The organism is Vibrio sp. SCSIO 43097, assembly GCF_023650755.1.
Lineage (GTDB): Bacteria > Pseudomonadota > Gammaproteobacteria > Enterobacterales > Vibrionaceae > Vibrio > Vibrio alginolyticus.
Genome location: NZ_CP071841.1, coordinates 114,912 through 140,340 on the forward strand (window position 1 = coordinate 114,912; position 25,429 = coordinate 140,340).

At 44.5% G+C, this 25,429-nt stretch carries 25 protein-coding genes; 12 read left to right on the forward strand and 13 right to left on the reverse strand.

Annotated features, from left to right (window positions below; genetic code table 11):
• Positions 1-372 precede the first annotated feature (372 nt).
• The 3 genes from J4N40_RS16875 to J4N40_RS16885 all read left to right on the forward strand — a co-directional run bounded on the left by J4N40_RS16875 (position 373) and on the right by J4N40_RS16885 (position 3,628).
• The gene (locus tag J4N40_RS16875; protein ID WP_033906832.1) at positions 373-726 is read left to right on the forward strand and encodes a hypothetical protein; all 354 of its coding nucleotides are present in this window, start codon (positions 373-375) and stop codon (positions 724-726) included.
• 121 nt (positions 727-847) lie between these two features.
• A complete protein-coding gene (locus J4N40_RS16880) occupies positions 848-2,848 on the forward strand; it encodes a HAMP domain-containing methyl-accepting chemotaxis protein (RefSeq protein WP_033906833.1) in 2,001 nt (666 codons plus the stop codon).
• 300 nt (positions 2,849-3,148) lie between these two features.
• On the forward strand, positions 3,149-3,628 hold the full coding sequence (locus J4N40_RS16885; protein ID WP_033906834.1) for a Dps family protein: 480 nt from the start codon (positions 3,149-3,151) through the stop codon (positions 3,626-3,628).
• Between the two features lie 108 nt (positions 3,629-3,736).
• On the opposite strand, the gene J4N40_RS16890 is transcribed toward J4N40_RS16885, so the two are convergent.
• The 5 genes from J4N40_RS16890 to J4N40_RS16910 form a co-directional block, all read right to left on the reverse strand.
• Positions 3,737-4,351, reverse strand: a complete 615-nt coding sequence (locus tag J4N40_RS16890) for an HAD family hydrolase (RefSeq protein ID WP_169628795.1) — start codon at positions 4,349-4,351, stop codon at positions 3,737-3,739.
• Between the two features lie 142 nt (positions 4,352-4,493).
• On the reverse strand, positions 4,494-5,570 hold the full coding sequence (locus J4N40_RS16895) for a PQQ-dependent sugar dehydrogenase (protein WP_250654598.1): 1,077 nt from the start codon (positions 5,568-5,570) through the stop codon (positions 4,494-4,496).
• Positions 5,571-5,719: 149 nt separating this feature from the next.
• On the reverse strand, positions 5,720-6,868 hold the full coding sequence (yiaY, locus tag J4N40_RS16900) for an L-threonine dehydrogenase (RefSeq protein WP_005388247.1): 1,149 nt from the start codon (positions 6,866-6,868) through the stop codon (positions 5,720-5,722).
• A gap of 333 nt (positions 6,869-7,201) precedes the next feature.
• Positions 7,202-7,852 carry an isoprenoid biosynthesis glyoxalase ElbB gene (gene elbB, locus J4N40_RS16905; protein ID WP_017634378.1) on the reverse strand — a complete coding sequence of 217 codons (651 nt, stop codon included), beginning with the start codon at positions 7,850-7,852 and terminating at the stop codon, positions 7,202-7,204.
• A 12-nt stretch (positions 7,853-7,864) separates the two neighbouring features.
• Entirely contained in the window at positions 7,865-8,014 is a 150-nt protein-coding gene (locus tag J4N40_RS16910) for a hypothetical protein (RefSeq protein ID WP_017634379.1), read from the reverse strand.
• Between the two features lie 120 nt (positions 8,015-8,134).
• Between J4N40_RS16910 and yddG the strand changes: the two genes are divergently transcribed.
• Positions 8,135-9,037, forward strand: coding sequence for an aromatic amino acid DMT transporter YddG (gene yddG, locus J4N40_RS16915; protein WP_005389394.1), 903 nt, complete (start codon positions 8,135-8,137; stop codon positions 9,035-9,037).
• 151 nt (positions 9,038-9,188) lie between these two features.
• Here yddG and J4N40_RS16920 read toward each other — a convergent pair whose 3' ends face one another.
• Positions 9,189-10,082 (reverse strand): cation diffusion facilitator family transporter, encoded by an 894-nt coding sequence (locus tag J4N40_RS16920; RefSeq protein WP_005389400.1) that lies wholly within the window; start codon positions 10,080-10,082, stop codon positions 9,189-9,191.
• A gap of 176 nt (positions 10,083-10,258) precedes the next feature.
• Positions 10,259-11,137, reverse strand: a complete 879-nt coding sequence (locus J4N40_RS16925) for a LysR family transcriptional regulator (protein ID WP_005375568.1) — start codon at positions 11,135-11,137, stop codon at positions 10,259-10,261.
• Positions 11,138-11,308: 171 nt separating this feature from the next.
• Between J4N40_RS16925 and J4N40_RS16930 the strand changes: the two genes are divergently transcribed.
• Positions 11,309-11,884: a class I SAM-dependent DNA methyltransferase gene (locus J4N40_RS16930; protein WP_017821100.1), complete on the forward strand. Its 576-nt coding sequence runs from the start codon at positions 11,309-11,311 to the stop codon at positions 11,882-11,884.
• Positions 11,885-12,039: 155 nt separating this feature from the next.
• Here the strand turns inward: J4N40_RS16930 and J4N40_RS16935 are convergent, their stop codons facing one another.
• Positions 12,040-14,007, reverse strand: a complete 1,968-nt coding sequence (locus J4N40_RS16935) for an acetoacetate--CoA ligase (protein WP_250654599.1) — start codon at positions 14,005-14,007, stop codon at positions 12,040-12,042.
• Positions 14,008-14,229: 222 nt separating this feature from the next.
• Here J4N40_RS16935 and phhA point away from each other — a divergent pair, with 222 nt between their 5' ends.
• A complete protein-coding gene (gene phhA / locus J4N40_RS16940) occupies positions 14,230-15,024 on the forward strand; it encodes a phenylalanine 4-monooxygenase (RefSeq protein ID WP_005375564.1) in 795 nt (264 codons plus the stop codon).
• Complete coding sequence (locus J4N40_RS16945) at positions 15,014-15,352, forward strand: 4a-hydroxytetrahydrobiopterin dehydratase (protein WP_005375563.1); 339 nt, start codon at positions 15,014-15,016, stop codon at positions 15,350-15,352. The genes phhA and J4N40_RS16945 overlap by 11 nt, the downstream gene beginning before the upstream one ends.
• Positions 15,353-15,423: 71 nt before the next feature.
• Here the strand turns inward: J4N40_RS16945 and J4N40_RS16950 are convergent, their stop codons facing one another.
• Positions 15,424-17,193: a choice-of-anchor I family protein gene (locus J4N40_RS16950; protein WP_250654600.1), complete on the reverse strand. Its 1,770-nt coding sequence runs from the start codon at positions 17,191-17,193 to the stop codon at positions 15,424-15,426.
• 199 nt (positions 17,194-17,392) lie between these two features.
• Here J4N40_RS16950 and J4N40_RS16955 point away from each other — a divergent pair, with 199 nt between their 5' ends.
• The gene (locus J4N40_RS16955; RefSeq protein ID WP_017634382.1) at positions 17,393-17,737 is read left to right on the forward strand and encodes a HopJ type III effector protein; all 345 of its coding nucleotides are present in this window, start codon (positions 17,393-17,395) and stop codon (positions 17,735-17,737) included.
• A gap of 38 nt (positions 17,738-17,775) precedes the next feature.
• Here J4N40_RS16955 and J4N40_RS16960 read toward each other — a convergent pair whose 3' ends face one another.
• Positions 17,776-18,084 (reverse strand): cysteine-rich CWC family protein, encoded by a 309-nt coding sequence (locus J4N40_RS16960; protein ID WP_080276966.1) that lies wholly within the window; start codon positions 18,082-18,084, stop codon positions 17,776-17,778.
• A 144-nt stretch (positions 18,085-18,228) separates the two neighbouring features.
• On the opposite strand from J4N40_RS16960, the gene J4N40_RS16965 reads away from it, so the two are divergent.
• Positions 18,229-18,444, forward strand: a complete 216-nt coding sequence (locus tag J4N40_RS16965) for a DUF3820 family protein (protein ID WP_005375557.1) — start codon at positions 18,229-18,231, stop codon at positions 18,442-18,444.
• A 40-nt stretch (positions 18,445-18,484) separates the two neighbouring features.
• The gene (locus J4N40_RS16970) at positions 18,485-18,730 is read left to right on the forward strand and encodes a hypothetical protein (protein WP_033906842.1); all 246 of its coding nucleotides are present in this window, start codon (positions 18,485-18,487) and stop codon (positions 18,728-18,730) included.
• A gap of 251 nt (positions 18,731-18,981) precedes the next feature.
• Here the strand turns inward: J4N40_RS16970 and yidZ are convergent, their stop codons facing one another.
• Both yidZ and J4N40_RS16980 read right to left on the reverse strand, forming a co-directional pair.
• On the reverse strand, positions 18,982-19,938 hold the full coding sequence (gene yidZ / locus J4N40_RS16975; protein WP_033907131.1) for an HTH-type transcriptional regulator YidZ: 957 nt from the start codon (positions 19,936-19,938) through the stop codon (positions 18,982-18,984).
• Entirely contained in the window at positions 19,913-21,118 is a 1,206-nt protein-coding gene (locus J4N40_RS16980) for an MFS transporter (RefSeq protein ID WP_115386715.1), read from the reverse strand. The genes yidZ and J4N40_RS16980 overlap by 26 nt, the downstream gene beginning before the upstream one ends.
• 576 nt (positions 21,119-21,694) lie before the next feature.
• Here J4N40_RS16980 and J4N40_RS16985 point away from each other — a divergent pair.
• Complete coding sequence (locus tag J4N40_RS16985; RefSeq protein ID WP_005375545.1) at positions 21,695-22,945, forward strand: DEAD/DEAH box helicase; 1,251 nt, start codon at positions 21,695-21,697, stop codon at positions 22,943-22,945.
• A 151-nt stretch (positions 22,946-23,096) separates the two neighbouring features.
• Here J4N40_RS16985 and J4N40_RS16990 read toward each other — a convergent pair whose 3' ends face one another.
• On the reverse strand, positions 23,097-23,513 hold the full coding sequence (locus J4N40_RS16990) for a VF530 family protein (RefSeq protein ID WP_005375544.1): 417 nt from the start codon (positions 23,511-23,513) through the stop codon (positions 23,097-23,099).
• Positions 23,514-23,923: 410 nt separating this feature from the next.
• Between J4N40_RS16990 and J4N40_RS16995 the strand changes: the two genes are divergently transcribed.
• Entirely contained in the window at positions 23,924-25,381 is a 1,458-nt protein-coding gene (locus J4N40_RS16995) for a DUF3360 domain-containing protein (protein WP_005375642.1), read from the forward strand.
• Positions 25,382-25,429 lie beyond the last annotated feature (48 nt).

The following is a 25,429-nucleotide window of genomic DNA, read 5'->3' on the forward strand; positions in this document are numbered from 1 at the left end:
GCATGGTTTTTTTGTTGGGTTTCTTTCTATGAGCTGTAGAAAAAAAACTTGGAAATTGAAAAAAGTATTCTTAGCTAGTTTATACCCAAGTAACCTCGAGATGTTAGGTTCAGCGAGAATGGCTTGGTTTGTAGACGCGGCGGCGATTTAAAGGTCTAGTGGGTCTAAATCAAGAATCGACAACAAAGTATACAAACCAAGACAGCTCGCCCTTCGGGAGCGTGTCATTGACTCGGCTTCTGTGTCAAACAACTTGGAAAGAGCTGACTATTACGCTGCGTTGTTTTCCTTGACCCCGAATCAATGACAACGCTCTGAATCTTGCATCTTGAAGTCACTTGGGTATAAGAGTCATTTATAAGGAGGAGCGACATGTACCGTTATGTCAGTTCGCCAAAAGCATCGAAGTACATAGTGCCACCACCACAGCATCGCGAGTTGTCGAGTATCGATGTACCAGAGTCAGAACTTGAGATGCGTGAAATTCTGAACAATTGGTTTGCCGATGGATTGGCGCCCATCATTGAAAATGAGGACAATGACATCTCTGCTAATGAGCAACAGCGCTTTGAGCAGCTCAGCCGCACGGTGGGCGTGTTACTGCGTAATAAAGATTACTACTTCGCCACTAAGCGGATTCTTTCGTTGTGGGAGCAAGACTGCTTAGAAACGACTTACGTTAATTATCTGATTTTACGTAGTGAGCGCATACCATACTTCGAATAAGCCCTATTTATAGGCTTAAAATAGTGGTTTACATGGTTTTCTTAGTAACTTTTGACACCTGTATTTAACATTTTTGTAAACATCGTTATATTTAAGGCTCATCGTTGTCAGGAGTTTATGGATGAACCTTACGATATCAGGGAAGTTGCAGCTCAGTTTTGTGCTGCTAGCCGTACTTTTTATGGCATCAGCGGTATTCACGTATCGCAACGTCACTACCGTAGAGCAATACGCCTCTTCGTTACTTAAATCCGATTTACCGACCGTCGACACCAGTCGCGGTATCCAACAGTCCGTTCAAGCGTCGCTGTCTTCTATTCGAGCCTACATGTTGCTAGGTGGCGATGAAGAGGCGAGCGCACGTCTGAGTGAGGACGTGCGTAATATCATGGCATCTACAGACGAGTCGCTTCCAACGTTGCAGGCGTTGATCTCTGAACAGGATTTTCAAGCGATCCAAAGCCAGTGGGACGCGGTAAAAGTTTCTCTAAACAAGCTGATTGAACTTAGCCACAGTGATGAGAACTTACCCGCACACAACCTCTTTATTAACGAAGCGGCACCCATTGCAGAAGTGGCACTTGACCAGCTTCAAAGCTTAATCAACGAAGAGTCAGGAAACCCATTCGGTGGAGACAGAAAACGTCTGTTCAAAGTTTATGCCGACAGCTATACCTCGCTCGCCAATGCACTGTCTGCACTGCGAGATTTCCTGTTATACGGGCAGCAAGATCATCTAGACAAATACCACGACTTGATTAAATACCACAATCAATCTGTGGCGGAAATCGATAGCAAACTCGACAGACTTACCGATAACGACCAATCACTGTGGTCACTGTTTAAAGAAATGCAGCAACTGTACTTTCCTTTAGCAGAGCAGGTGATTGCATTGCGTCAATCGCCAGAATGGAACGAATCAAACTTGTTAATGGCGAATGAACTGTTGCCAGCAGCGGATGCACTAGACCAAAGTTTAGAAACGATCGTATTGGCTCAGCAAAGTCGTGCTGATCAAAGTGGACAGGGTATTAATCAGTCGATCAAGAACGTACTGACCACTATGTTGATTGCAGCAGCATTAGTTTTGTTTGCCGCAGTAGCGATTTCAAAATACATGGGCAACACCATTGGTCGCCGAGTGAAAAACTTATCGGAGCGAGCCAAGACGATCGCTTCAGGAGATGTTTCTCAGCCTCCGTTAACTGTTGTTGGGAAAGATGAATTGGCAGACCTTACCGATTCGATTAACCGCATGAACCAATCGTTAGCGAGCATCGTGGCAGGGGTGAGTGAGAAAGCGCACCAAGTGGATACCAGCATGGGAGCTTTATTGGAATCGGCGCAAGTCACTTCATTGAATGTTGAACAGCAACAGACCAGCATTGTTGAAATGGGAAGCCAATTGGATGAAATCGCTTTAGCCGCGCGTAACACCCTAGATCAAGCCAATCAATCAGTACAGAAGCTTTCTGATTCAAAAGGCGAGATTGAACAAGGTCGCGATGCACTAGAGCAAAACAAAGTCACCATGGAAAGCTTACATGGCAGCATTGAAACCGCGAGCACGCAAGTGACGCAGTTAAGCAAAGAGAGCGAAGCCATTGGTCGAGTTACAGAGGTGATTGAAGGCTTAGCAGAACAAACTAACTTACTGGCATTGAATGCCGCGATAGAAGCAGCGCGTGCGGGCGACCAAGGACGAGGCTTTGCAGTTGTGGCGGATGAAGTACGTATGTTAGCGACTCGCACTACTCAATCGACGACAGAAATCAACGGCATTATCAACGCGATTCAACGCTCGACCAATTCGGTGGTTGAGGAGATTGAACACAGCCAATCACTTGCGGAGCAGGGCGCTGAGCACATTGAAAAAGCGGTAACTCGTTTGCTCGTCACTACTGAACAAATTGGTTCTTTGAATGAACAAATGGCAGAGCTTGCGGCAGCGGCAGAGCAGCAATCTCATGCGACCAACTCGATCACTGGATTGATGTCCGATATAACTCAATCAGTGGATGAGGTTTCGAATAACAGCCAACGTGCATCAGAGACATCATTGCAAGTAAAAGAGCAAGTTACTGAGCTGAATCAACAGATGGCAACTTTCAAAACGGCATAGATAAGGTTTACGTCTGTTCATCTACTTTTGAACGTTAACCAAATAGTAAAAAAGCCCCAATTCTTTTTACACAAAAAGGATTGGGGCTTTTTGTTGGATGATACGCCGATATTCGTCTGCTTGCTCATTGGATTTGGCTATTTAAATCATAGCTAAAACCAAATTTTCTTCACCGAGTCAGAGTCGTAATATGACTCCATCGGCAGCAAATACTGCAAAAGAATTTTTAAACTTTATACCAATCCCGGTAAGAGAATAGTTCGTTACTACGATTGGTATCATCCTTCTAGGAGCAACATTATGAACAAACAAGTAAGCCTAATTGGTCTAGACAGCGAACAATCAGCACAACTAGCTCAACAGTTAAATCAACTGCTAGCGCATTACCAAGTGTTGTACATGAACTCTCGCGGTTACCACTGGAACATTAAAGGTGCGCAATTCTTCGAACTGCACGTAAAATTTGAAGAGATTTACACTGATCTACAAACAAAAATCGATGAGCTTGCAGAGCGTATTCTAACTTTGGGTCATACGCCAGCGCACTCATTCAGCAACTACTTGGAAGCAAGTGAAATTAAAGAACATCAAAACGCGACTTCTGGTGAGGAGTGTGTACAAGGTCTGGTTCAAGGCTTTAGCGTTCTACTTCTAAAACAGCGTGAGATTCTACAAAACGCGGGTGAAGCAGATGACGAAGGTACAGCGGCATTGATGGGTGACTACATCCGTGAGCAAGAAAAATTAATGTGGATGCTTAACGCTTACCTACAAGGCTAAGCAGCGCATCACCCAAGCAATCCTTGGGAACGCATGAAACAATCGGGAATAAGTCATAAGGGGCACGTTGGTGCCCCTTTTTTTGTTTGCGTATTTTATATGTGTGCTTTATTTGCGTGGTAAGGATTCAAAACGGCTCAATAAATCACTGAGTTCATTAAGCGCCAACGAGGCTGAGTCATTGAAGGTTTCTTGATTCCCATGGTGCACAAGGCAAGAGGGCATCTGCGCGTTATACGCTGCCTGTAAGTCATAAAGGTAATCGCCGACATAAAGCACTTCATCCGGCATCAAACGCCACTCTTTCGCCAACACCTGCAAAGACAATGGGTCTGGCTTGGGCGGGAAGCATTCACGAGTGATGACTCGCTCCACAGAGATTTGGTTGTGCTCTAGTTTGCGCAGCGTGGCGATTTGGCAGTTGCGCGTCACGATAGCGGTTTTGATTTCATTTTGATGCAAGTGGGCGAGCAATTCATGGCAGCCAATCATTGGAGCAGACTGCTCAGCATCAGAAATCTCGTAATCAAATATCACGTTATGAGCGTGCTCTCGATGATGAGGGTGCTCAAGTGCGTCGACAAAATCCAATAGATCTTCACTCTGCGGACAACCTAACTGTTGTCGCAATTCGCCGAAGTTCATATCAGAACTCACCAAGGTGTTGTCTAAATCAAACACCACGGCTTTAATTTTATCGAGCTGTAAAGGGAATGGAATCATAATGACCTCGTACAACTTAACCGAACTATCGTTTTAAAAAACAAAAGGTTATTGTTAAGTTTAGATTCTTCTGCTTAGATTGTACGAAAATAAATCACTAGTACGTCACAAATTAAATAGTCTTAACGATTTTAGTGTTTGATTACCTTTCCTCAAGACGAAAGATTTTGCCGCTGTCGGTAGAAAAGTAGATATAACCATCGGGGCTGATGGTTATATCTCTTACTCGCTCACCAAGATTCTCCATCAATCTTTTTGATTCGGTGAGCTTGCCATTCTCAATAGAAACCACGTTGATGTGCGCCAGCTTCAAGGCACCGGCGAGGATTTTTCCGTCCAACTCTGGGTATTTATCACCACGGTACAAAATCATATTACTGGGTGCGATAGAAGGGACGTATACCAGCTTGGGATCTTCCATTCCCGGTAACGACTTAGCTTCACCGACGTCCAACGGACCCCAATATTCTTTACCATGAGAGACTTTTGCCCAGCCGTAGTTCGCGCCTTTCTTGATTAGATTAATTTCATCGCCGCCGCGTGGTCCATGTTCAATAGACCACAGCTGTTTTGTTGCTTCGTCGTAAAACATACCTTGTGGGTTACGGTGCCCGTAACTCCATATCTCATGACGAGCTTCGGAAGGTTTGAATGGGTTGTCTTGCGGAACCGAACCATCAAGGTTAAGGCGTAGAATACTGCCAGCATGGGTTTGAGTGTCTTGTCCATTATCACGTTCGCCACGGTCACCGATTGAGAAGTAAACTTTATCGTCTACAAATGAAATTCGACTGCCGTAGTGGCGACCTGTATCGGTGAAGGCATCAGCAACAAAGAGATCTTTCCAACCTACAAGCTGATTGTTTTGCAATTGCGCCGTCGCTAACGCCACCGTATTGCCTTTGCTCGTACGCTTGCTGTAGGTAAAGAAGAGTTGCGGGTTTTGCTTATCGGCATTCGGTGCGAGCGCAACATCCAATAAGCCGGCTTGTCCACTGGTGTTCACATCGGGAACGTTAAACAGCTTTTGAGGTTTGCCTGTGGTGATATCCAGCAACGAAACCGTACCGTTCTTTTGATTGACGATAACGCGTTGATTATCTAAGAACTCGATCCCCCAAGGGATCTGAAATCCACTCGCCACTTCGTTGGCGCGGTATTCGGCAGTGTTGGCAGAACAGGATAAACAAGCGAGTAGGGTAGCAGCAATCGTTCTCATGGTTCCTTCCAATATGAATCGTGTTAATACTTAAAAGCTAACACTAAAAGACTATGTTTGGCAGAGATTCACTTGTATATGAATGTAAAAAATCCCCGATACGAGATCGGGGATTGAATTAAGGCTAGAGAATTGTTTAGTTAGCGAGATTACATCGCTTCTTCGAAGATCTTAGAAATTTCTTCGTGAGTTGCTTGTTTAGGGTTAGTGAAACCACAAGCGTCTTTCAGTGCGTTGTCTGCTAGTGTTGGGATGTCTTCTAGTTTCGCACCAAGCTCTTTAATACCTGCTGGGATACCCACATCTTTCGCTAGAGTAACGATAGCGTCGATTGCTGCCGCTGCACCTTCTTCAGCAGACATGCCTTCTACGTTTACGCCCATTGCTTTTGCTACGTCACGTAGACGCTCAGGACATACTTGCGCGTTGTAACGCTGTACGTGAGGTAGAAGAATCGCGTTACAAACACCGTGTGGAAGGTCGTAGAAACCACCTAGCTGGTGTGCCATTGCGTGTACGTAACCTAGAGAAGCGTTGTTGAACGCCATACCCGCCATGAACTGTGCGTATGCCATTTGTTCACGAGCTTCTAGATCTTCACCGTTTTTCACTGCTGTGCGTAGGTAAGCTTGGATAAGCTCAATCGCTTTGATTGCTACTGCATCAGTGATTGGTGTTGCCGCGATAGATACGTAAGCTTCAATCGCGTGAGTTAGGGCATCCATACCTGTTGCCGCAGTTAGCGAAGCAGGTTTAGCGAGCATTAGCTCTGGATCGTTTACCGAGATAAGCGGTGTTGTGTGCTTATCAACGATAGCCATCTTAATGTGACGCTCTTCGTCAGTGATGATGCAGAAACGCGTCATTTCAGATGCAGTACCCGCCGTCGTGTTGATCGCGATAAGTGGCATCATTGGTTTTGCAGATTGGTCTACGCCTTCGTAATCTGCGATTTTGCCGCCGTTAGAAGCAACAAGCGCGATACCTTTCGCACAGTCGTGTGGTGAACCGCCGCCTAGAGAGATAACGAAGTCACATTCGTTATCAGTAAGAAGTGCTAAGCCGTCGTTAACGTTGCTGATAGTTGGATTTGGTTGAGTGCCATCAAACACAACGGTTGCTACATCGCGCTCAGTGAGAAGGTCTTGAACTTGTTTGACTACACCGATTTGGTTAAGGATCTTATCCGTAACGATCAAACCTTTTTTAAAGCCTTGAGATTGGATGCTGTCTGCTGCGTCTTTCAAACAACCAGCGCCCATTAGGTTTACCGTAGGGATAAAAAATGCACTTGTCATATTGGATAGCTCCGTCGTTATTTTTAATAATCTTTCTTAATTTGCCATTTACTGTCGCACATTCGTTTCCAGATTGAAGTTGATCTAAAGCAAGTTTACCCACTTAGAGGTACTTGCAAGAGAAAAACTGTGACAGTGATCTTGTTGCACTGCGTATAAGTGCAACACTGATATAAAGTAGAACAAATATGAAACTATGGACGCAAACGATTGGCAGAAATTGACTTCTGACGCGGATATATCTCTAAATTCGACTAAAGTATAAAAAATCCCCATTAATAACTTAATTATCAATGGGGATAGGGAAGTGTTTTATAAGCTAACTACTAATAATTAAGCTATTTTAATCAGTTTTGATACTAACTTTTCGATACCTGAAGCCGCTTGAGAGATATTCTCTGCCAACATGTAAGCAGGGGTTGAAAGTACGAGGTGTTTTTCATCAAAAACGATGTCTTCGACAGGGCACGTGGTGTGTTCACCGCCCATTTGATTAAATGCTATTGAGACTGCCTCATCGTTGCCTACCGTTCCTTTCACGCCTTGCTCATAAATCATCGGAATAATGACAGGAGAAATACACAGATAGCCAGCTGGTTTTTTCGCATTAGCAAACGCGCGACAAGCTTGAGCTACGTGTGTGTTAATGGAGCACTCCGCACCCGAAACAGCGAAGTCGGTTAAGTTTTTCGCGGCACCAAACCCACCTGGAAGCAGTAGGGCATCGTATTCATCGACGTTAAGTTTGGCGACATCGTCAATATTTCCGCGTGCAATACGAGCTGATTCGATCAATACGTTACGTGTTTCATCCATTTCGTCACCAGTTAGGTGATTGATGACGTGGAGTTGGTCAATGTTAGGTGCAAAGCAGTGCCAAGTTGCACCTGCCTTCTCGATGGCGTAGAGCGCCAACACTGCTTCGTGGATCTCAGAACCGTCGTAAACGCCTGAACCACTTAAAATGACTGCGACTTTTTTCATGTTTGGATTCCTTTACTCTGAACGTTCCTTAGATTGCTCTTCGCTATCTAGACCATGCGTTTCCGAATGTGTTTTAACGTTTTCACTCTCGTTGTCATCTTCATCATAGTAGCGCACAACAAAGGGTGTAAGCATAACACTAGAGGGCAGAAAATGTTTCATATCGACTCCAACGGCTTAATAGAATGATTTTTATACTGATTTTTATAAAACAGTACGTTGAACCTGATCATTTTTGAGTTAAGCTGACGTTTCCTTTGGCATTCGTGAGTGGTAGGTCACATGAAATCAGTGCAATTTCGTTTCACACTTTATGGTTGTATCGCGATTCTCTCTTGGAGTTGTCTGCTTGGCATCGCGAGGTTGGTTACGGAGAGTTTAGGTCCTGTAGGCGGGGCAGCCATGTTGTACTCTCTTAGCTCTGTTTTCCTTCTTATCGTGGTCGGTATTCCAAAGTTGTCTTACTTTTCTCCCAAGTATCTTGCGCTTGGTGGTGCGATGTTCGTCTGTTATGAAATATTTCTCGCTCTATCTTTGGGATATTCCAACTCGCGCGCGCAGGCAATTGAGGTGTCGATTGTCAATTACCTTTGGCCCGCACTGACGGTTTTATTTGCGGTCCTTGGCAGCAATAAAAAAACAAACTGGTTGCTTTATCCCGCAGTTACGCTGGCGTTTGTTGGGGTTGCTTGGACTGTGAGCGGTGAGAATGGCTTATCCATAACTCAGATCATGTCCAATGTTAGTAGTAACCCTCTGGTGTATTTTATGGCTTTCGCTGGCGCGGTTATATGGGCTTTTTATTGCAACTTAACCCAAAGGCAGCAATCTAAACATAATGCGATTACCCTGTTTTTTATTGCAACAGCTGTTTCGCTTTGGGTCAAATACGCGTTTACGGATGAGCCACCAATGACATTCAGTTGGGAAGCGATGGGGTACTTAGTGGCCTCTGCCGCTTTAATGGCTGGTGGTTATGGTTTATGGAATATCGCGATCGTTGGCGGCAATATGGTTTTTCTCGCCACCTTGTCTTACTTCACACCCATTTTTTCCGCTTTATTTTCTTCCATTATTCTTGGCGTAACTCTGAGCCATAGCTTTTGGCAGGGCGTTGTGATGGTAACGGTGGGCTCGCTGATGTGTTGGTTAGTCACCAAAGAGAAGCGCGAAGCGGCTGGGTAAGTTACCAACGAGATCAGAGAATTTAAGTGAGCAACGAACAGATCTCCCTTGCGAGCTGTATTCGAATACGAAGCAACTAAATCGAAAAAATTAAAAAAGCTCCCGAGATTGGGAGCTTTTTATTGAGTTTTAACGGCTCTTTGGTGGCGCTCTAATAAGCGACGTTCAAGTGTAGTTGAAGCTTGAATCTGTGCTTTGACAGTCGCTTGATAAGCTGCTTACGAGTGTGCTCTAGTGTGTCAAGCTCCAATGTGTCGTCATCAATATGTACGTCCACATTTACTCGTAGCTCTTGGCCCACCTTCGTTACGCCAGCCAGTTTCAATTGATGCTCAGTCACTTTTTCAATCTCAAGAACATCTTTGCCAACGCTCTGACACAGCTCTTTGCTTGGTGTCATCATTAGTAGTTCACGTAAGGCACCTACTAGCATATCGAACGGTACTTTGAGGAAGTAAAAGCCCATTAAAACCATCATCATGGGGTCGGCATATACCGCATACTCAGAGAATGGCGTTAGTGAAACAGCCCAAGCCGAGATAAATCCTACGGTCACCGCCACACTCAACAAAGTATCCATTTGCCACTGTTTTTTCTCCGCTTCAATCAAGCCTGATGAGAAGCGGCGGCTGCGTTTCGCCATAAACCACCAAGCGTAACCACAGCCGATAACATTCACGATGCCGAATAAGGTCGCAATAGAAGCATCGACCTCGCGACCTCCAGACATCAATGCTGATATCGCAGAGTAGAGAGAGAAGCTTACAACCACTAAAATGACGGCTGCTTTTATCGCAATAACGATTGGTTCTAAGACCGCTTTTCCAAATGGGAATACAGATTTTGAAGGCTTGTTAATATAGTAAGAAGCGGCCAGTGACAATAAAGTTAACAGTAAGCTGACCAAAGAGTAAACACCGTCAAAAACAATGACAATTGAGCCTACAAGCAAGCCAAGTACCATACCACCAGCAGCGAACCCAGATGCCAAAAGGGCTGAAATGGTTAGAATACGGTTTTCGTTTTTGCTTGTCCTGTCACACATAAAAGATGCCTTTGAATTTTAATACCTTACTATTCTTCGCTCATAAGGTAATTTAGGCAACCACAAAGTGACCAGTAACTAATTTAAAAAATTGCGTTTTTATTTATGTTCTTATAAAACAATGGCTTACTGTGATTTTTTGGTGTCAATAAAATTGACGCTCACTGATAAAATGTTTAGAAGTCAAATAAATACTCGCTCAATTTATCTGCTAACCACGTCATTGCTGGATGCTCAGTATGGCCGTTAGGTGAAAACATACAGTAGTCTTCTTGCGTCAAGCCGTATGTGTGTTTGATAACGGCGAGCTTCTGCTGACGAAGGTAATGGCGGATTAATGGTTCAGGAAGCACGCCCCAAGCGTCTTCTTCTAAGATGGTGTTCAGCATGTAGTCAAAACTCGAAAAACCAATATATCGAGTCGAGAAAGGTTGCAGTTCAGGGTTGTCTTTCTCATTTAGGTACACCATTAGTGCTTGCATCTGACTACGTAGATCTTCGTCTGAGACACGGCGCATCTTACTTAGGCGGTGTTCTACACTGCATACTGACATCATACGTATCTTACCTAATGGGTTATATACGATACGAGGATCGTCTACTCGCTCATAATCAACACCGAAAGCAAAATCTACTTGGTGGGTACTGACCAAGTTGGCTAAGTCGCCACTGGATGCCAAGATTAAGTTGAAGGTTGTTGAAGGAAAGCGGTTATTCAATGTATGAGATAATTCTTGCCAGAGATCATCAGGTAAGGAGTCGTCACGTGCTACCCAAACTTCCGCGTTAAACCCTTCCGAGATTTGAGCGCAGGTCTTTCTGACCCGTTGTGCGATGATAAGTAGGTGTTCGCAATCTTTGTAAATGGCTTTCCCAGCTTCAGAGAGGGTGAGCTGGTTGCCAGTTCGGTTAAACAATTCAACGTCGAGATCTTTCTCTAATGCCTTAATCGACATACTGAGTTTGGTACGATTGCAGTCGAGTTGCCTTGCCGCTTCAGAAACAGAACCACACTCAGCGATGGTGCAGAAGGCTTCTACTTGAGTTAAGTTCATGATTTGACACAACCAATAAATGAATTCAAATAATTTGGGTATTATGCAGATGCGCTCCCAAAGCCATGAAAGATTATCGAAAAAAACGCGAATCCGCCAGATAAGTCTATGGTCTTTTAACGGTTTTGCGGTAATCTATGTGGGTTACAAAAAGTGAACATGGAGGCCACGATGGCACAAGATTGGGACGGCTTAGCAAAAAACTGGGAATCAAATCCAGCAACAGAGCAATTTGCGCAGTCGGTGTTTGAGCAGTTACAACAGCTAACTCAGCTTGATGGCATTAAAGTACTAGATTTTGGATGCGGAACAGGGCAGTTAAGTCAACGATTGTCACCGATGGTTAAAGACATCGTAGCATTAGACGCATCGGAAGCCATGATTGAGGAACTCGATAAAAAAGAGCTCGTCAACGTAGAACCTGTGGTAGATGCATTATCTCGCGGCTTGGTTGCTCAGCACCCTGCGTTTCGTGGACAGTTCGACTTGGTGGTTGCATCATCAGTTTTAGCGTTCGTGGAAGACTTAGACGCGTCATTAACGATCTCGCATTCTCTACTTAACCACGGCGGCTATTTTGTTCATTTTGATTGGATTGCAGAATGTGAACAAGACGGTTTTACCCTTGCGAAGTCTGAGCGTGCACTGAAAGAAGCGGGTTTTACTGAAGTTGAATCGCAACACGTTTTTGACATTACATCTGATGGTAAAACAATGTCGGTATTAATGGGGCTTGGTCGTCGCTAATACCGCTGAATAAAGAACAAAAATTGACAAAAGCGAGCTAACAAGCTCGCTTTTTTCTTATCTGCTGAGGGTATGTGTAACTTCACTTGCTCTAAACAAGTCGTCGTGGTGCAGGCAAGGACATACTCGAACAACTAAGTCTTCGGAGGTTATTTTTAGACGATTATTCTGCGTATCTCCTCCAGCACTTCAGGGTTGGCTATTGCGCCTAAATTTTCGACGTTTCGGTTGTTAACGACTTGCTTAACGGCTAACTCGACCAGCTTTCCTGAGCGTGTCTTAGGTATATCGCTTATTGCGTAAATCGCACTAGGTACATGCCTTGGAGAACATGCAGACTTTAGCTGTGCTTTGATGGAAGCGATCATCTCGTCATTGAGCTCTACCCCTTTGACTAATTGGACAAACAGCCATATTTGTTCGTTGCGATCGACTTCTTTTCCTACTGCGATCGAATCTAGAATACCGTCTATACAGTTCACTTGCTGATAGATTTCGGCCGTGCCGATTCTTACGCCACCGGGATTCAACGTGGTATCACTTCGACCATAAAACACGTATCCCCCAACGCGAGTCTGTTCAACATCATCGCCGTGGTGCCAAATATTGTCGAACTTATCCCAATAAGCGCGATGATATCTCTCACCGGTGTCGTTCCAAAAGCCAGCAGGGAAGTTGGGTAATGAATTGGCACAAACCAACTCACCGCGCTCTCCCATTACGCTATTACCTTGTGGGTTAAAGACTCGGACATCGACCCCTAACCCTGCTGATTGGCACTCTCCCCGATAAACGGGAGAAATAGGGTTGCCTAATACAAAGCAGCCACAAATGTCTGTTCCGCCAGAAATCGAGGCGAGGTGTACATCTTCTTTAATGCGCTGATAGACATAATCAAACTGTTCTGGATACAGAACAGAGCCCGTTGAGCAAATGGTTTTCAGACTTGGAAATGCATCACTTTTCTGCGGAGAAAAAGGTGCTTTTTCCAGCGCCTCTAGGTATTTTGCTGAGGTTCCAAATAGCGTCACTTCGGCTTGTTCTGCGAGGTCCCAGAGCACATTATGAGTGGGGTAAACAGGGCTACCATCAAAAATCACCAAACATGCACCGCTCGCGAGTGAAGAAACGTGCCAGTTCCACATCATCCAGCCGCAGGTTGTGTAGTAAAACACTCGGTCGTTCGGTTGAATATCGCAATGCAGTTGATGCTCTTTCAAGTGATTAAGCACCGTTCCGCCGACGGAATGAACGATGCATTTCGGTTTGCCTGTTGTGCCTGAAGAATAAAGCACAAATAGCGGATCGTTAAAATTCACACGAGTAAAAGTCAGCGCTTCGGGGGTGTATTGATTCAGGACGTTTTGCCAATCTTGGGTGCAGACATCGCATTCAAAAATGTGTGGTTTAAGGTAGCTAATTTGGCAAACTTGTTTAAGACCATCAAGATGATCCGCAATATGCTGGTTTTTCTCAGACATATCGAAAGTTTTGCCATTGAATGTATAGCCATCACAAGTAAACAGGATTTTGGGTTTCACTTGACCAAAGCGCTCCAAAACGCTTTCGACGCCAAAATCAGGTGAGGTGGAAGTCCAGGTCGCCCCTAAACTAGTGGTTGCTAGCATGGCTATCACCGTTTGAGGTAGGTGAGGTAAATAACCAGCGACGACATCACCTTGCTTAATTCCACATTCTTTCAACCATTGCTGCACACTCGAAACTTCTTCGCACAATTGTTTCCAGGTGTAGGTCTGTTTTTCTTCACGTTCATTTTCAAACCAAATAGCGAGATCATCGGGTTGGTGACACGCGTAGGTTAGCAAATTTTCGGCGTAGTTAATTTGCGCGTTTGGGAACCATTTTATATCCCTATTTTCAACATGTTGCTGCCAGCGACTTTCTGCTCGCTCTTTTATGGTCTCTCCCTGAGTGCCAATGACGTCGCAGAATAGCCAAACTTCCTGCCAAAATTTTTCTACATGATCGAGTGACCATTGATGCAGATCAGCGAAGCTTTCAAGGGTACTTCCTTGTCGATTAATGTGTTCAATAAACTGTGTAATGTTGGCTTCTTCGATACGACTTTCGCTCGGTTGCCATACTTTGCTGCTCTCGCGCATAGGTCCCTCTATAACAAAGTGATAACAGGTTTTAGTTTGAGAGGAATACACGATAAAGTCAAACAAGCCAGATATTATATCGTGTCATAAAAATCATGCAGTTACGATGAGTTGTAAACAATATGTTACATCGGGATGATGCTGAGAAAATCGCGCAGGGATTGGAAGCTCTTAAGACTACAGATAGGCTTAATGTAAAGGATTTGTTAATGGAGATGAGCCATGACCCAGTATCGTTCTAAACCCGTAAACCAGGAAGGCAGGGTTGAATGGAGCCGTGAAGAAGACGCCATTTGGCGAGATTTGGTAACACGACAAATGGGTGTGATCCAAAACAGAGCTTGTGAGGCTTATTTACACGGTTTGACGCTGCTTGATTTACCTCAAGACCGCGTTCCTCAGTTGCCAGAAATTAATCGTGTCTTGATGGAGACAACAGGTTGGCAAGTGGAGCCCGTTCCCGCGCTTATTGATTTCGACCGATTTTTTAATCTACTCGGTAATAAGCGCTTTCCAGTCGCCACATTCTTGCGTACAAGAGATGAGTTCGATTACTTACAGGAGCCAGATTTCTTCCACGAAATATTTGGTCATTGCGCGATGTTAACCAACCCAGACTTTGCTGCATTTACCGAGCATTATGGTCAACTAGGGCAAGCCGCTACCCCAAAACAAAGAGCCTATCTCGCTCGCCTCTACTGGTTTACCGTAGAGTTTGGTTTGGTGAAAGAAGGGGACAAAACCAAAATTTACGGTGGTGGTATTCTTTCATCTCCTGGCGAAACCCTCTACGCATTAGAGAGTGATGCAGCAATTCGCGACCCATTTGAATTACAAACAGTGCTGAGAACGCCTTATCGTATCGACATCATGCAACCGAAGTATTACGTGATTGATGACTTTTCTCAGCTCTTTAAAATTAGTCAGTTAAATTTATTGAAACAAGCCGATCTAGCGATTGAAGCTGGACTGCTTCCTCCACTTTTTGAACCAAAGGAACCTGCTCATGTTGAATGAACAAAAATGCGAAGCTTGTAGTATCGATGCCATTGCACTAAGCAAAGAAGAACAACAGTCTCTGCTTCTGCAATTGTCTGATTGGCAGATCATTGAAAGAGAAGATATACCTCAACTAGAAAAGGTGTATAAATTTAAGAACTTCAAACAAGCATGGGCTTTCAGTAACAAAATCGCGGAACTGGCAGAAGATGAGTTCCACCATCCTTCTATTTTGTTGGAATGGGGTAAGGTTACCGTAACGTGGTGGAGTCACTCTATCAAAGGTCTGCATAAAAACGATTTTATCTGCGCATCAAAGTGTGACGCGCTAGCATCGGCAGAGTAGGACATTACCTCATACAAAAAAACGCCCGGCTTACGTCGGGCGTTTTGGTTCTAAATGACTTTTACATTACTTTATAGATTGATTCGGAAGACGGATGTCGTGCCCGATACCTCATTGCCAACGGCGATAAAATGACCACCATTACGGGTAAAGTAATTAATGGATTCTGGACCTAAATCGCCTGCTTTTGGATTGTATGTGTCGTTCATGCATTCGCCATCTTCGACTTCTGTACATACTGGCTGATTGTAATCACGGCGGTTTACGTAATGCATAAACTGCGCTTGTTTCGGGTCTGTGAAGTCATAAATCATGATACCGCCTTGACGCTCCAAGCCGATAAACGCGTAATGACGACCGTTAATTTGTGCTACTTCAATCGCCTCTGGCTCAATACCTTTATCATCACTTCGGTCATCGCCACTATTATTGTTATCGTTGGTGCTGTTGAAGTTCTTGCCTTCATTCAGCAGCGCGATAGTCGCGAAATCGTCACCACTATCGAAGACCAACTTGCCGTTTTCATCCCAAATCGAGAATGAACGCGCGCCAAATGATTGAACATTCTCTTGTGCAGAAAGCGTTTGTTCCGGCTTAATCACTTTTAAACGCGCGAGTTGTTTGTTGTCTTTTAGTGCCTCTGCCAATGGGTGTTCTGCTGCTACTTTCAGCTTCTTACCGCGCACTTCATCAATATGGCTTAAACAGCTCCCTTGCTCAGATGTGTATTCATCTGTACCAAGGTAATCGTCTTCATCCCACATAAAGCCAGCTTTGTCGCACAGTTCTTGAGTGGTTTTGAATCCGTACTCACGCCCGTCGCCTTCATTTGCAGATACGATGTAAGTACTCCCATTCACTGAGTAGCTGTCGATAGTGTCAGGCATAAATAAGCCAACCAGTTGTGGGTAGCTTTTCAAGTTCTCAATGATTTTGTCTTTGTTGGATGCATCGAGTTTAGCGCCCGACCAAGACTTCTCACCTAAGCCAACAATTTTTTCTACCGATTTGCTCTCTGGATTGACGATTGCCATGGCGTTATTTTCTTGTAGCGCGACATAGATTTTACCGTTATCTGCAAAAGTGAGGTATTCAGGCTCTAGATCTTGTGCGACGGTGGCGTTTGGCCCCGAAATACGCACATTCATTGGGAGCTCTGCTTTTCGTGAACCATCAAATTCGTTAAAGCCAATTTGTGTCACTTCTGCTTGAGTAACACCAAGGCTCAGATCGATCAAAGTGATACTACCTTCAGGGTCAATGCTGTAATCGCTGTTTGGTTCTCCTTCATTAGCGGTTGCGATGTATCGGCCATCTTTCGAGAAGCCAACCATGTCTGGCAATGCGCCTGTTGGAAACGTCATGACTAATGACAAATCGTCGGAGCGGTACAAGCCAACAATACCATTCGCTTGTTTATTACTGTTTTCAATCGCAACAGCTACCAAACCATTGAATACAGCGACACTGTTTGCTGCGCCAATTTCAATGCCCGCTGCTTCGCCAGCGCTGTTGAGATCAATGAATGCGCTTTGCGTTGGTACGCCGTTGTCATCCATAGAAAGTACATCGATACGTTTTGCTTGAGCATTCACCACATAGAGCTTATCTGTACAGGCGTCATAACTCACGATTTCAGCTGCCGATGTATCGAATGGAGCATCAGCAACGGATGTCCCGATAAACGTTAACCCTTGAATTGAAGTTTCCCCAGTAACGGGCGCAGTGGTAGGTTTGCATTGTGTAGCGAATGAAGCCACGGTATCTTCGGGTTGTGATGAACACGCGATGGCAAGTGATGACAATGCGAGTGCACCGATTGCCTTTAAAGGGGTGATCATGATATCTCCTTATCAATCCGATAGGTTGTCAATCAGCATGGGTTTTATGCTGCTGTCCATTTCCGCAACTGGAATGATAGAGCGCTGAATGACGTGTGATTTGGTAAGGCTCTGAATATATGTATGATTGATGACTCTTATATTGGCTTTTTATGAAACTAATGTGTCATCAATATGATGAAGTAGGGATAGAGGAATAATGGAATTAAAATCGTTTTTAGATTTATTGGCAGCGTCACCAGAGCAGGTCGAATTTGAAGCAACGATGGCGGTGATCGAAGATAACTATACGTTTGAGCCAACCGCTTTTGTAAATGGTGAGACACAAAACAATGCAGGCGAGAACAACGGTTCGTGTAAGATCTTCGCTTTCGGTTTGCTAAACAACCTAGACAAAGAAGCGACGCTAGCCTGCTTTGGCCGTTTTTATCGTGAAGATGTATTGCAGTATCCAGAGAACAGCGATCACCAGAATATTCGTAATTTTATGGTGACAGGGTGGGAAGGCATTAAGTTTGAAGCGTCCGCTTTAACCGCTAAATAAACACCAGTCAGAAAACGATGATCAGTAAGCCAGTCGTATTACGCGACTGGCTTTTTTTCTAGACATTTTCGGCACAAACACAGCTGGTTGGCGCTTGGCTTGGGTAAATCACGGGTTTCTATAGTAAAGCACCAGCATGTCTCTTTGCCTGCGGCGATATCACAATGGGCTTGAGTCCCGCACTCAGGACAACTGTGCGTTGAATCTTCTCCTGCGATTTGTTCGATAATCGCATCTCGTTGGAGATCGGTTTTGTCTTTCCATTGGATGATTTCATCCATCGTTCGGTGACAACCAGAGCATATTCCGGCGTTATTTTTACATGCTGCTCGACAAGGTGACTTCATTGCTTTCTCGTTCTCATTTTTTATGCCGCGTACTCTAGCATAAAGCGAGTCAAGGCCGCCAAAAATAAACGTGACTGCGATTTGCTGGTGAGGAGGGAGAACCAGTGTTACCCTTGGACGAGTTACCTTAACTCTCTGTCACTTATGTTAGAAAAAGAAAACCTCATTAAACTCGCTAGAATGCAAATGCCATTTGGGAAATATGCAGGGCGAGTGTTAATCGACCTGCCTGAAGAATACTTACTGTGGTTTGATAAAAAGGGCTGGCCAAGCGGCGAGCTAGGGGATTTGCTCAAGCTATGTTTAGCGCTCAAAATTGAAGGCTTAGATAGTGTCGTGAAGCCTTTGAAGCGTATGTAACTAGCCACAGAAACTCCCACTCTTAATGAAAAGACTTATTATGAATTTTGATATCGATGCACTGAAACATCACCAATTGGTCGAAGATGGTAAACTAGAGGGATGCTACATTCATCAGCCAGCTCAAGGTAGCCAACACAATGACAAAGCTGTTTTGGCAGAGCGCCAAGCGTTGGAAAAGTTGGGATATAAGGTAATACAGCTTAAAGCTAAAGGCGGGACAACAACGTTTGCCGAGGCGATGCAAAAGCTTGCGAAGGAAACTGGTCACCTGCCTAAGGAGTAAGTGAGTGTAACCTGCCACAGCCTTACAAGTTCTCCCACCAGACTATTTTTTCATTCAAAAGAGCCAGACCGTTAGGCTGACTCTTTTTTGTCCCCAAATGAGCTGAAATCAATTTCGAAGTGGATAATAGAGTCCAAGATTTTCAAGTATTTAATCTAATAGAAGGCAAGATCACACTCCTACGCTTATTGACAACATAAAGGGGGAGAATGTCTATTCCTTTACTTTAAATGTACTTAAACATTAACTGTTCAACTTGTGCCATACAGGCTCTTTATCGTCTCCCTCAACCACACGATTTTAGGGTTCTGGTTATTGCGCTTGTGCCAAATCATAGTAAATGGAATCAGTAGCTTGTGCTGATAATCTTCAGCAACGGGGATAGGCAACGCTATTAAGTTGGGGTGAAGCTGTTCGCAGTATCGCTGACAATATTTTGGTGCTGTGGTTAACATTTGATGGTCGGGCTTTTCTGCAACAAATAAAGCTTGCTCGAAACTCGCCATCGTTAGGCTAACGTTTCGAGTGTGTCCCTGCTCAGCCAAGATCTCATCCAACACCCAACTGTCATTTTTCTCCCATGCTACATTGATATGGGCATAGCTTAAGAAAGTATCCAAATTCCACTCTTGCTTGAGCGCAGGATGATCTTTGCGGACATACACCATAGGTAAATCTGAGAACAACACTTCGAAGTTAATGAAATACGGTAGCAGTTCTAACGACTCTTTGGAGCGAGGATGGCTTTCGCGGCCAGTAAAACCAATATCCACTTCACCGCTAGTGATGGCATCTAATGAGTCCTCATCCCAGTTATGGTACTTTACCGTTGAGTCTGGGTAAAAGTCATGGATTCGTTTGGTCAGTTCGTCGACCATGATGAGTGACAATGGCGACTCTACTCCAAGATGAAATTTAACTCCGCTTGGAACATCATCACCTCTGAGTGAAACAATCTGGTTACCGATCTGCATCCAGTCTGACAAAAGCACTTGCACGTTTGTCGCGAGATTTGTTGGTTTTAGGCCTTGCGGCGTATTCACAAAAAGCGGGTCATCAAACCAAGCGCGTAGTTTGCCTAGAGACTTACTCACGGTTGAGGGAGTTACATTAAGTTTTTTCGCCGTTTTAGTAACACTCTGCTCTTGCAGTAGCAATTGCAGAGTGAGCAGTAAATTAAGATCAAGTCGGGCAAGAGATTTCTTCATGAGGCTCACTAACGTTATGATTTGGAAATAATAATATTACGGAGAGTCCAATAACGCCACTAGCAACCAACGCTATCATTAACATCATCACGGCCGACACACCTAGCGTCGCCATCAACCAAATGTAAAGTGCAGACCAAGAAACCTGACCTATGCCAAGCATAGAGCTTGCAAGTCCAGCTTTGCGTGAGAACTGGCTTAACGCTTGGCTCATCGCCACACCAAACCCCATTGGAAAACTCATGCTGAGCAGAGTGAATCCTACCATATAAAGTGTCGGACTATCGCTATTCAAGTGAGCCGCGAGAATAACGATAGCCGACAGAAAATTGGTCATTTGTGCAGCGAACATCAATGTGGTTTGTTTGAAGCAAGAAAGAGCAAATGGAACTGAAAACGATGTCGTCATACCTACCATCGCGAGTAGTGCCATCGTTGTTGAATATTCGCCTCGAGTAAAACCAATTGAATCCATTATTATCATTGGTGACGTATTTACATAAGAGAGAATAGCTGTGACGCCTAAAGATGTATAAATAACGCGCGATATGAAAAAGCGGTTAGATAGTGATTCGTTCGAAGCTTCACTCACCTTTAAAGTTGTGCGCTTGGTTTTAGGCAAGGTTTCTTTCAAGACAAAGCAAGCAATTAAACCTATCACAACACCCATTATCGCCATGGCAGTGAATAACACGGGCCACGGAAACTTGATCATAATCAGATTGCCGATCACGGGGGCAAGTACTGGAATAGAGCAGATAATTCCATTAAGCATCGATAGAACCTTAGCTCGCTCTGGGTCCCCTAGAGTGTCACGCAAAATGGCAAAGGCCACTACATAGCAACATGCGGCACCTACGCCTTGGAAAAAGCGCATTATTAGGAAGCTATTACTGGTCTCAGCAGAGCCCGCGAACATTGATGCAAGGGTAAAAATCACTGCACCGCAAATGGCAACAGGTTTGCGTCCTAAACAATCAGCAGTTCGCCCAACAAAAACCATAGTCGATGCTAGACCAGCGAGGTAAATAGAAAAAGCAATATGAAGTTGTGATTCGCTGGCAGACAGGTCATGGGCGATTTGTGGTAAAGCAACCAAGTAGATATCTATTGCCGTAGGATAAAGCAACACAAAGGCGAAGCTACATATCAGATATCGGGATAAATTAATTTTTTCCATTACTACCTCGTGAAGGAATTGGGCTTACGAGGATGATATGCAACATTACTCATTTTGGCGCGTTACCTTTCTGACAACAGGTATTTCCATATACGACATCAGTAACGATTGTGGCTATAGCAGTCAAATTTGCCCTAAGAAGAACCGTGGTATTGGGAGAAAGTAATCTATACAACCGAGTCCACTACATTAGTTAAATAGACAACGATGGACATTAGTGACCTGGAGTTTTCTCAAGCTATATTAAGCTCTCAAAACCACAGAGCTTAAATAGTGTGGTTAAGCCTTTGATTCGGATGTGGCCTGCCTTTGTAATCTCTTTCCCCAAAATACAATGTGTTTTGTTTTACAGGAGTCAGAATGCCTGGCTCCTTTTCCCTTTGCTTATCGCGAACGCTACCATCTTGGTCGTAGAGTATTGGTTACCGAAACCATTAACTCATGTTAGTGAAAGGAAATTCCTGAACCCTATAGTGCTTCTTTCACCAATCTTCTGTTTGGGCCATTATCTCTAACATCCAGACGCGAAATAGCATAAGATACACGGCCTTTACTAGCACTGAGCCACTCATCGTAATGACAGATAAAACACAGCAAGCGACATTTGCCGATCTTGGCCTGATTCCAACATTAGTCGAGCGACTAGAAGCGTTGGAATACAGCCAACCGACGCCCATTCAATCCCGTTCTATTCCTGATATCCTTGAAGGGAAAGATATTATTGGTGGTGCCAATACGGGGTCTGGTAAAACCGCTGCTTTTTCGCTGCCAATCTTGCAAAAAATTGTTCAGCAAGACGAATCAAACAATCGCCGTGGCAACTTCGTTTCCCACCTGATTTTAGTACCAACTCGTGAGTTGGCATCACAGGTGGCATATAACGTCAAATCTTACTCATACCATCTCAGAGATAAGATCAAAACGGTTGCCGTATTTGGTGGTGTATCGGTGAACCCACAAATGCTGGCGCTTCGTGGTGGCTGTGACATCATTGTTGCAACGCCGGGTCGATTACTTGATCTGGTATCCAGTAACGCGATTAAGTTGGACCAAGTAAAAACGCTTGTTCTTGACGAAGCCGACCGTATGTTGAGCCTCGGATTTACCGAAGAACTGAATAAGATTCTTGCGTTACTCCCAGAGAAGAAACAGACGCTGTTATTTTCTGCAACTTTCCCTGATAAAGTGACGACGTTGGCTCAGCAGTTGCTCCGCGACCCTGTTGAAGTTCAGTTGCAGAGCGCAGAAGCCAGCACTTTGGTGCAGCGCGTGTTTAGTGTAAATAAAGGTGAGAAGACGGCGGTACTCGCGCACTTAATCAAACAGCATCAGTGGCGACAGACTCTGATTTTTGTGAATGCTAAGAATGCCTGTAATCATTTAGCTCAAAAGTTGTCAAAACGCGGTATTACCGCTGAAGTTTTCCATGGTGATAAAGGGCAGGGCGCTCGTACTCGTGTCCTTGACGGTTTTAAGTCTGGCGAGATTCAAGTTCTTATTGCCACCGATATCGCAGCACGCGGCCTTGATATTGAAAAACTTCCAGTGGTGATTAACTTCGATCTTCCGCGTAGCCCTGCTGATTATATGCATCGAATCGGTCGTAGTGGTCGTGCTGGTGAAGTAGGTTTAGGATTATCTCTTATCGATTACGACGACTACCACCATTTCAAAGTGATAGAAAAGAAAAATAAGTTCCAACTTGAACGCGAGCAGGTAGTCGGTTTTGAAGTGGAAGACGATCAGAGTGAAGCCTACTTTTTACCAATGAAGCCGCGAGCGAAGCCAGCAGGTACGGGTAAAAAGAAGAAAAAGCGTAATCAATAGAAAACGTAAACTACATGTGAGTTTACTTACGGGAGTTGCTGGAGAAAGGGAATGCTCACTAGCTTGAGTCTTCGCTTCTAGCCATTCCTTTAAAGAACAATAGAGCCCTGCTGGAGCTACCAGTAGGGCTCTATTGCTTTTCAAGATAGTGTTATTGGCGACGAGCAGGGCGTCCGCGAGGTGAACGCTTTTTAAATGCAGACGCTGCTTTAGCTTGTGACTTAAGAATAGAGTCAACGGTTAGCGGCATTGGCTCTTTAGGTTCAAGGCCATGAGGGAAGGTACGAGCTCTTGGTGGTAAGTTGTATTCTTCTTCGCTCGCGCGTGGCATACGCTTAAAGCGATAAAGGTAAAAGTTTTCTAATTTTTCTCTCGCCCATTCGGTTTTCTTTAAATACTTCACGCTACTTGCAATCGAAGGCTTAGTGTTAAAGCAATTAAAACGCATTGCTGTATCTAGAATGTCCCAGCCGTAAAAATCTACTAACTCTTGCAACATAGTCTCTAGCTTTAACCCGTGCAGTGGATTGTTCTGTTGCAGCTCGATTCTCTCTTCGTCAGTCATCATTTTTAAGGGCCTTACTCATTAAAGGGCGGAGTTTAACAAAGTATACAATGCAGAGATATCTATAGTTACTTTGCGATGGATGCGAGTACAGTGCTCTCTACCTTGAAAGTATAAATCGGAATTGGCCGCTCTACTTGGCTCTCTGCTCAAAAATGACTCTTAAAAGTTCAAGCGTCCCAGCTCGATGTTAAATTATTGTGTAATAAGTGAGATTTTTGTTGTTCTTTTACTAATGTCTAATATTCCTACCGATAGCAATACATGCTTAATAGGTTCAAATCAAAAATTAGCCATACCACTTTCTTGGTGTGGCCTCGATGTTTGATGTGGGTGTTGTCTCGTATTGGTCTGTCTACCAAGCGAAACTCTAGTTGACGTAGTTCAACGTTGAAACATAAAAGGATGACTCAATGTCTGACAAAAGTAAGACTTTTTACAGGGATGTGCGCAAAAAACCGCATGAATTTGAAAACCGAGAAGACTTTCTAAATCATGATTTAACCGTCATGAGTTTCCGTCGCTGGGGAATTCATTTGCCTTCACGTGATTACAGTATTGAAATCGAAGACTGGGTACCGGCATTAGCAGCAACCATTGGTAAAGTGGTGATGGTCACTGCCATGGTTTCCGCTTTTGCTGCTCAGTTTGGTTTATCTCCGGAATTCATTGCAGAAAACGTGCGTTACGAATTACTTATCGCTGGAGCCCTGTTCGTCATACTGTTTTCTGCCATCCTAAACCCGAATGCAAACTTAGCGGGAACCCATGGCCCAATGATACCGCTGATTCCTATGATTGCAGCTGCAGGAGGGCACCCTCTCGCGCTAGGTTTGATGGTGTGTGTTTTTGGGTTAATTCTCGCCTTAACCAAAGGTGGCTCTAAACTCATGACTCTTACTGGTATCGGGGTTCGAGGAGGGTTGTTGATCTACCTTGGTGCCGTTGGGTTGCTCGGGCAAATTAATAAGACGGAAGCGTGGGCTGCAAGTACGGACCAAGGTTACATTTCGTTTGTGGTCATAGGCCTAACCGTTATGGTTTACGCTTACTTAGCCAAGATCAATAAACGTTGGCTCGCTATCCCATTGTGCTCTGCACTCGCGGGTATTGTTGCTTATTTGATGGGCGCTGAGTTTGCTTTTACCACAGAACCGGGCCTACCTAATTTCAGTCCATTCTACTGGTGGGGGGAAGATACAGGCTGGCAGCTAGGCTGGCCAACCCTAGAGCACTTTATTGCCGTGACTCCATTTGCTCTACTGGCAGTCGCTATGTGGTCCCCTGATTATCTCGGCCATCGTGTGTTTCAAGAACTTAACTACCCAAAAGAAGCGAAAGGTGTACTCATGGATGTCGACGACACGATGGTCGGAGCATCTGTTCGTCAGGGGGTTGGTTCACTCTTAGGGGGCGGAAACCTAGCTTCTTCTTGGGGAACGTACATGATTCCTGCCGCAATTGCCAAGCGTCCTATTCCAGGTGGCGCTCTGTTGACGGGTTTCATGTGTATTGCGGCGGCGGTAATTGGCTACCCAATGGATCTAGCAATGTGGGAACCTGTTCTGCGCGTTGCTTTGATTGTGGGTGTATTCTTACCACTCCTTGAAGCGGGTATGCAGATGATCCATAAGCATAAAGATTCACTCAGTGCAGGTATCTGTATTTTTGCCTGTGCATTCGTTAATCCAGTCTTCGGTTGGGCAATCACGATGCTGTTGGATAACCTCGGGCTTATCGGCGACCATGAGCGTGCTAACGAACTATCGCGCAAAGATAAATATCTGATTCCTGGCACTGCGTTTATCGTATGTGCAGGCTCCCTTGCTATTGTTGGTCAGCTTCCAGGCATTCCAGCTCTTATCGGTTAATCGAATTATGCTCTAAAGGTATAGTGAGAGCAGTGAGTAAAGGGACTT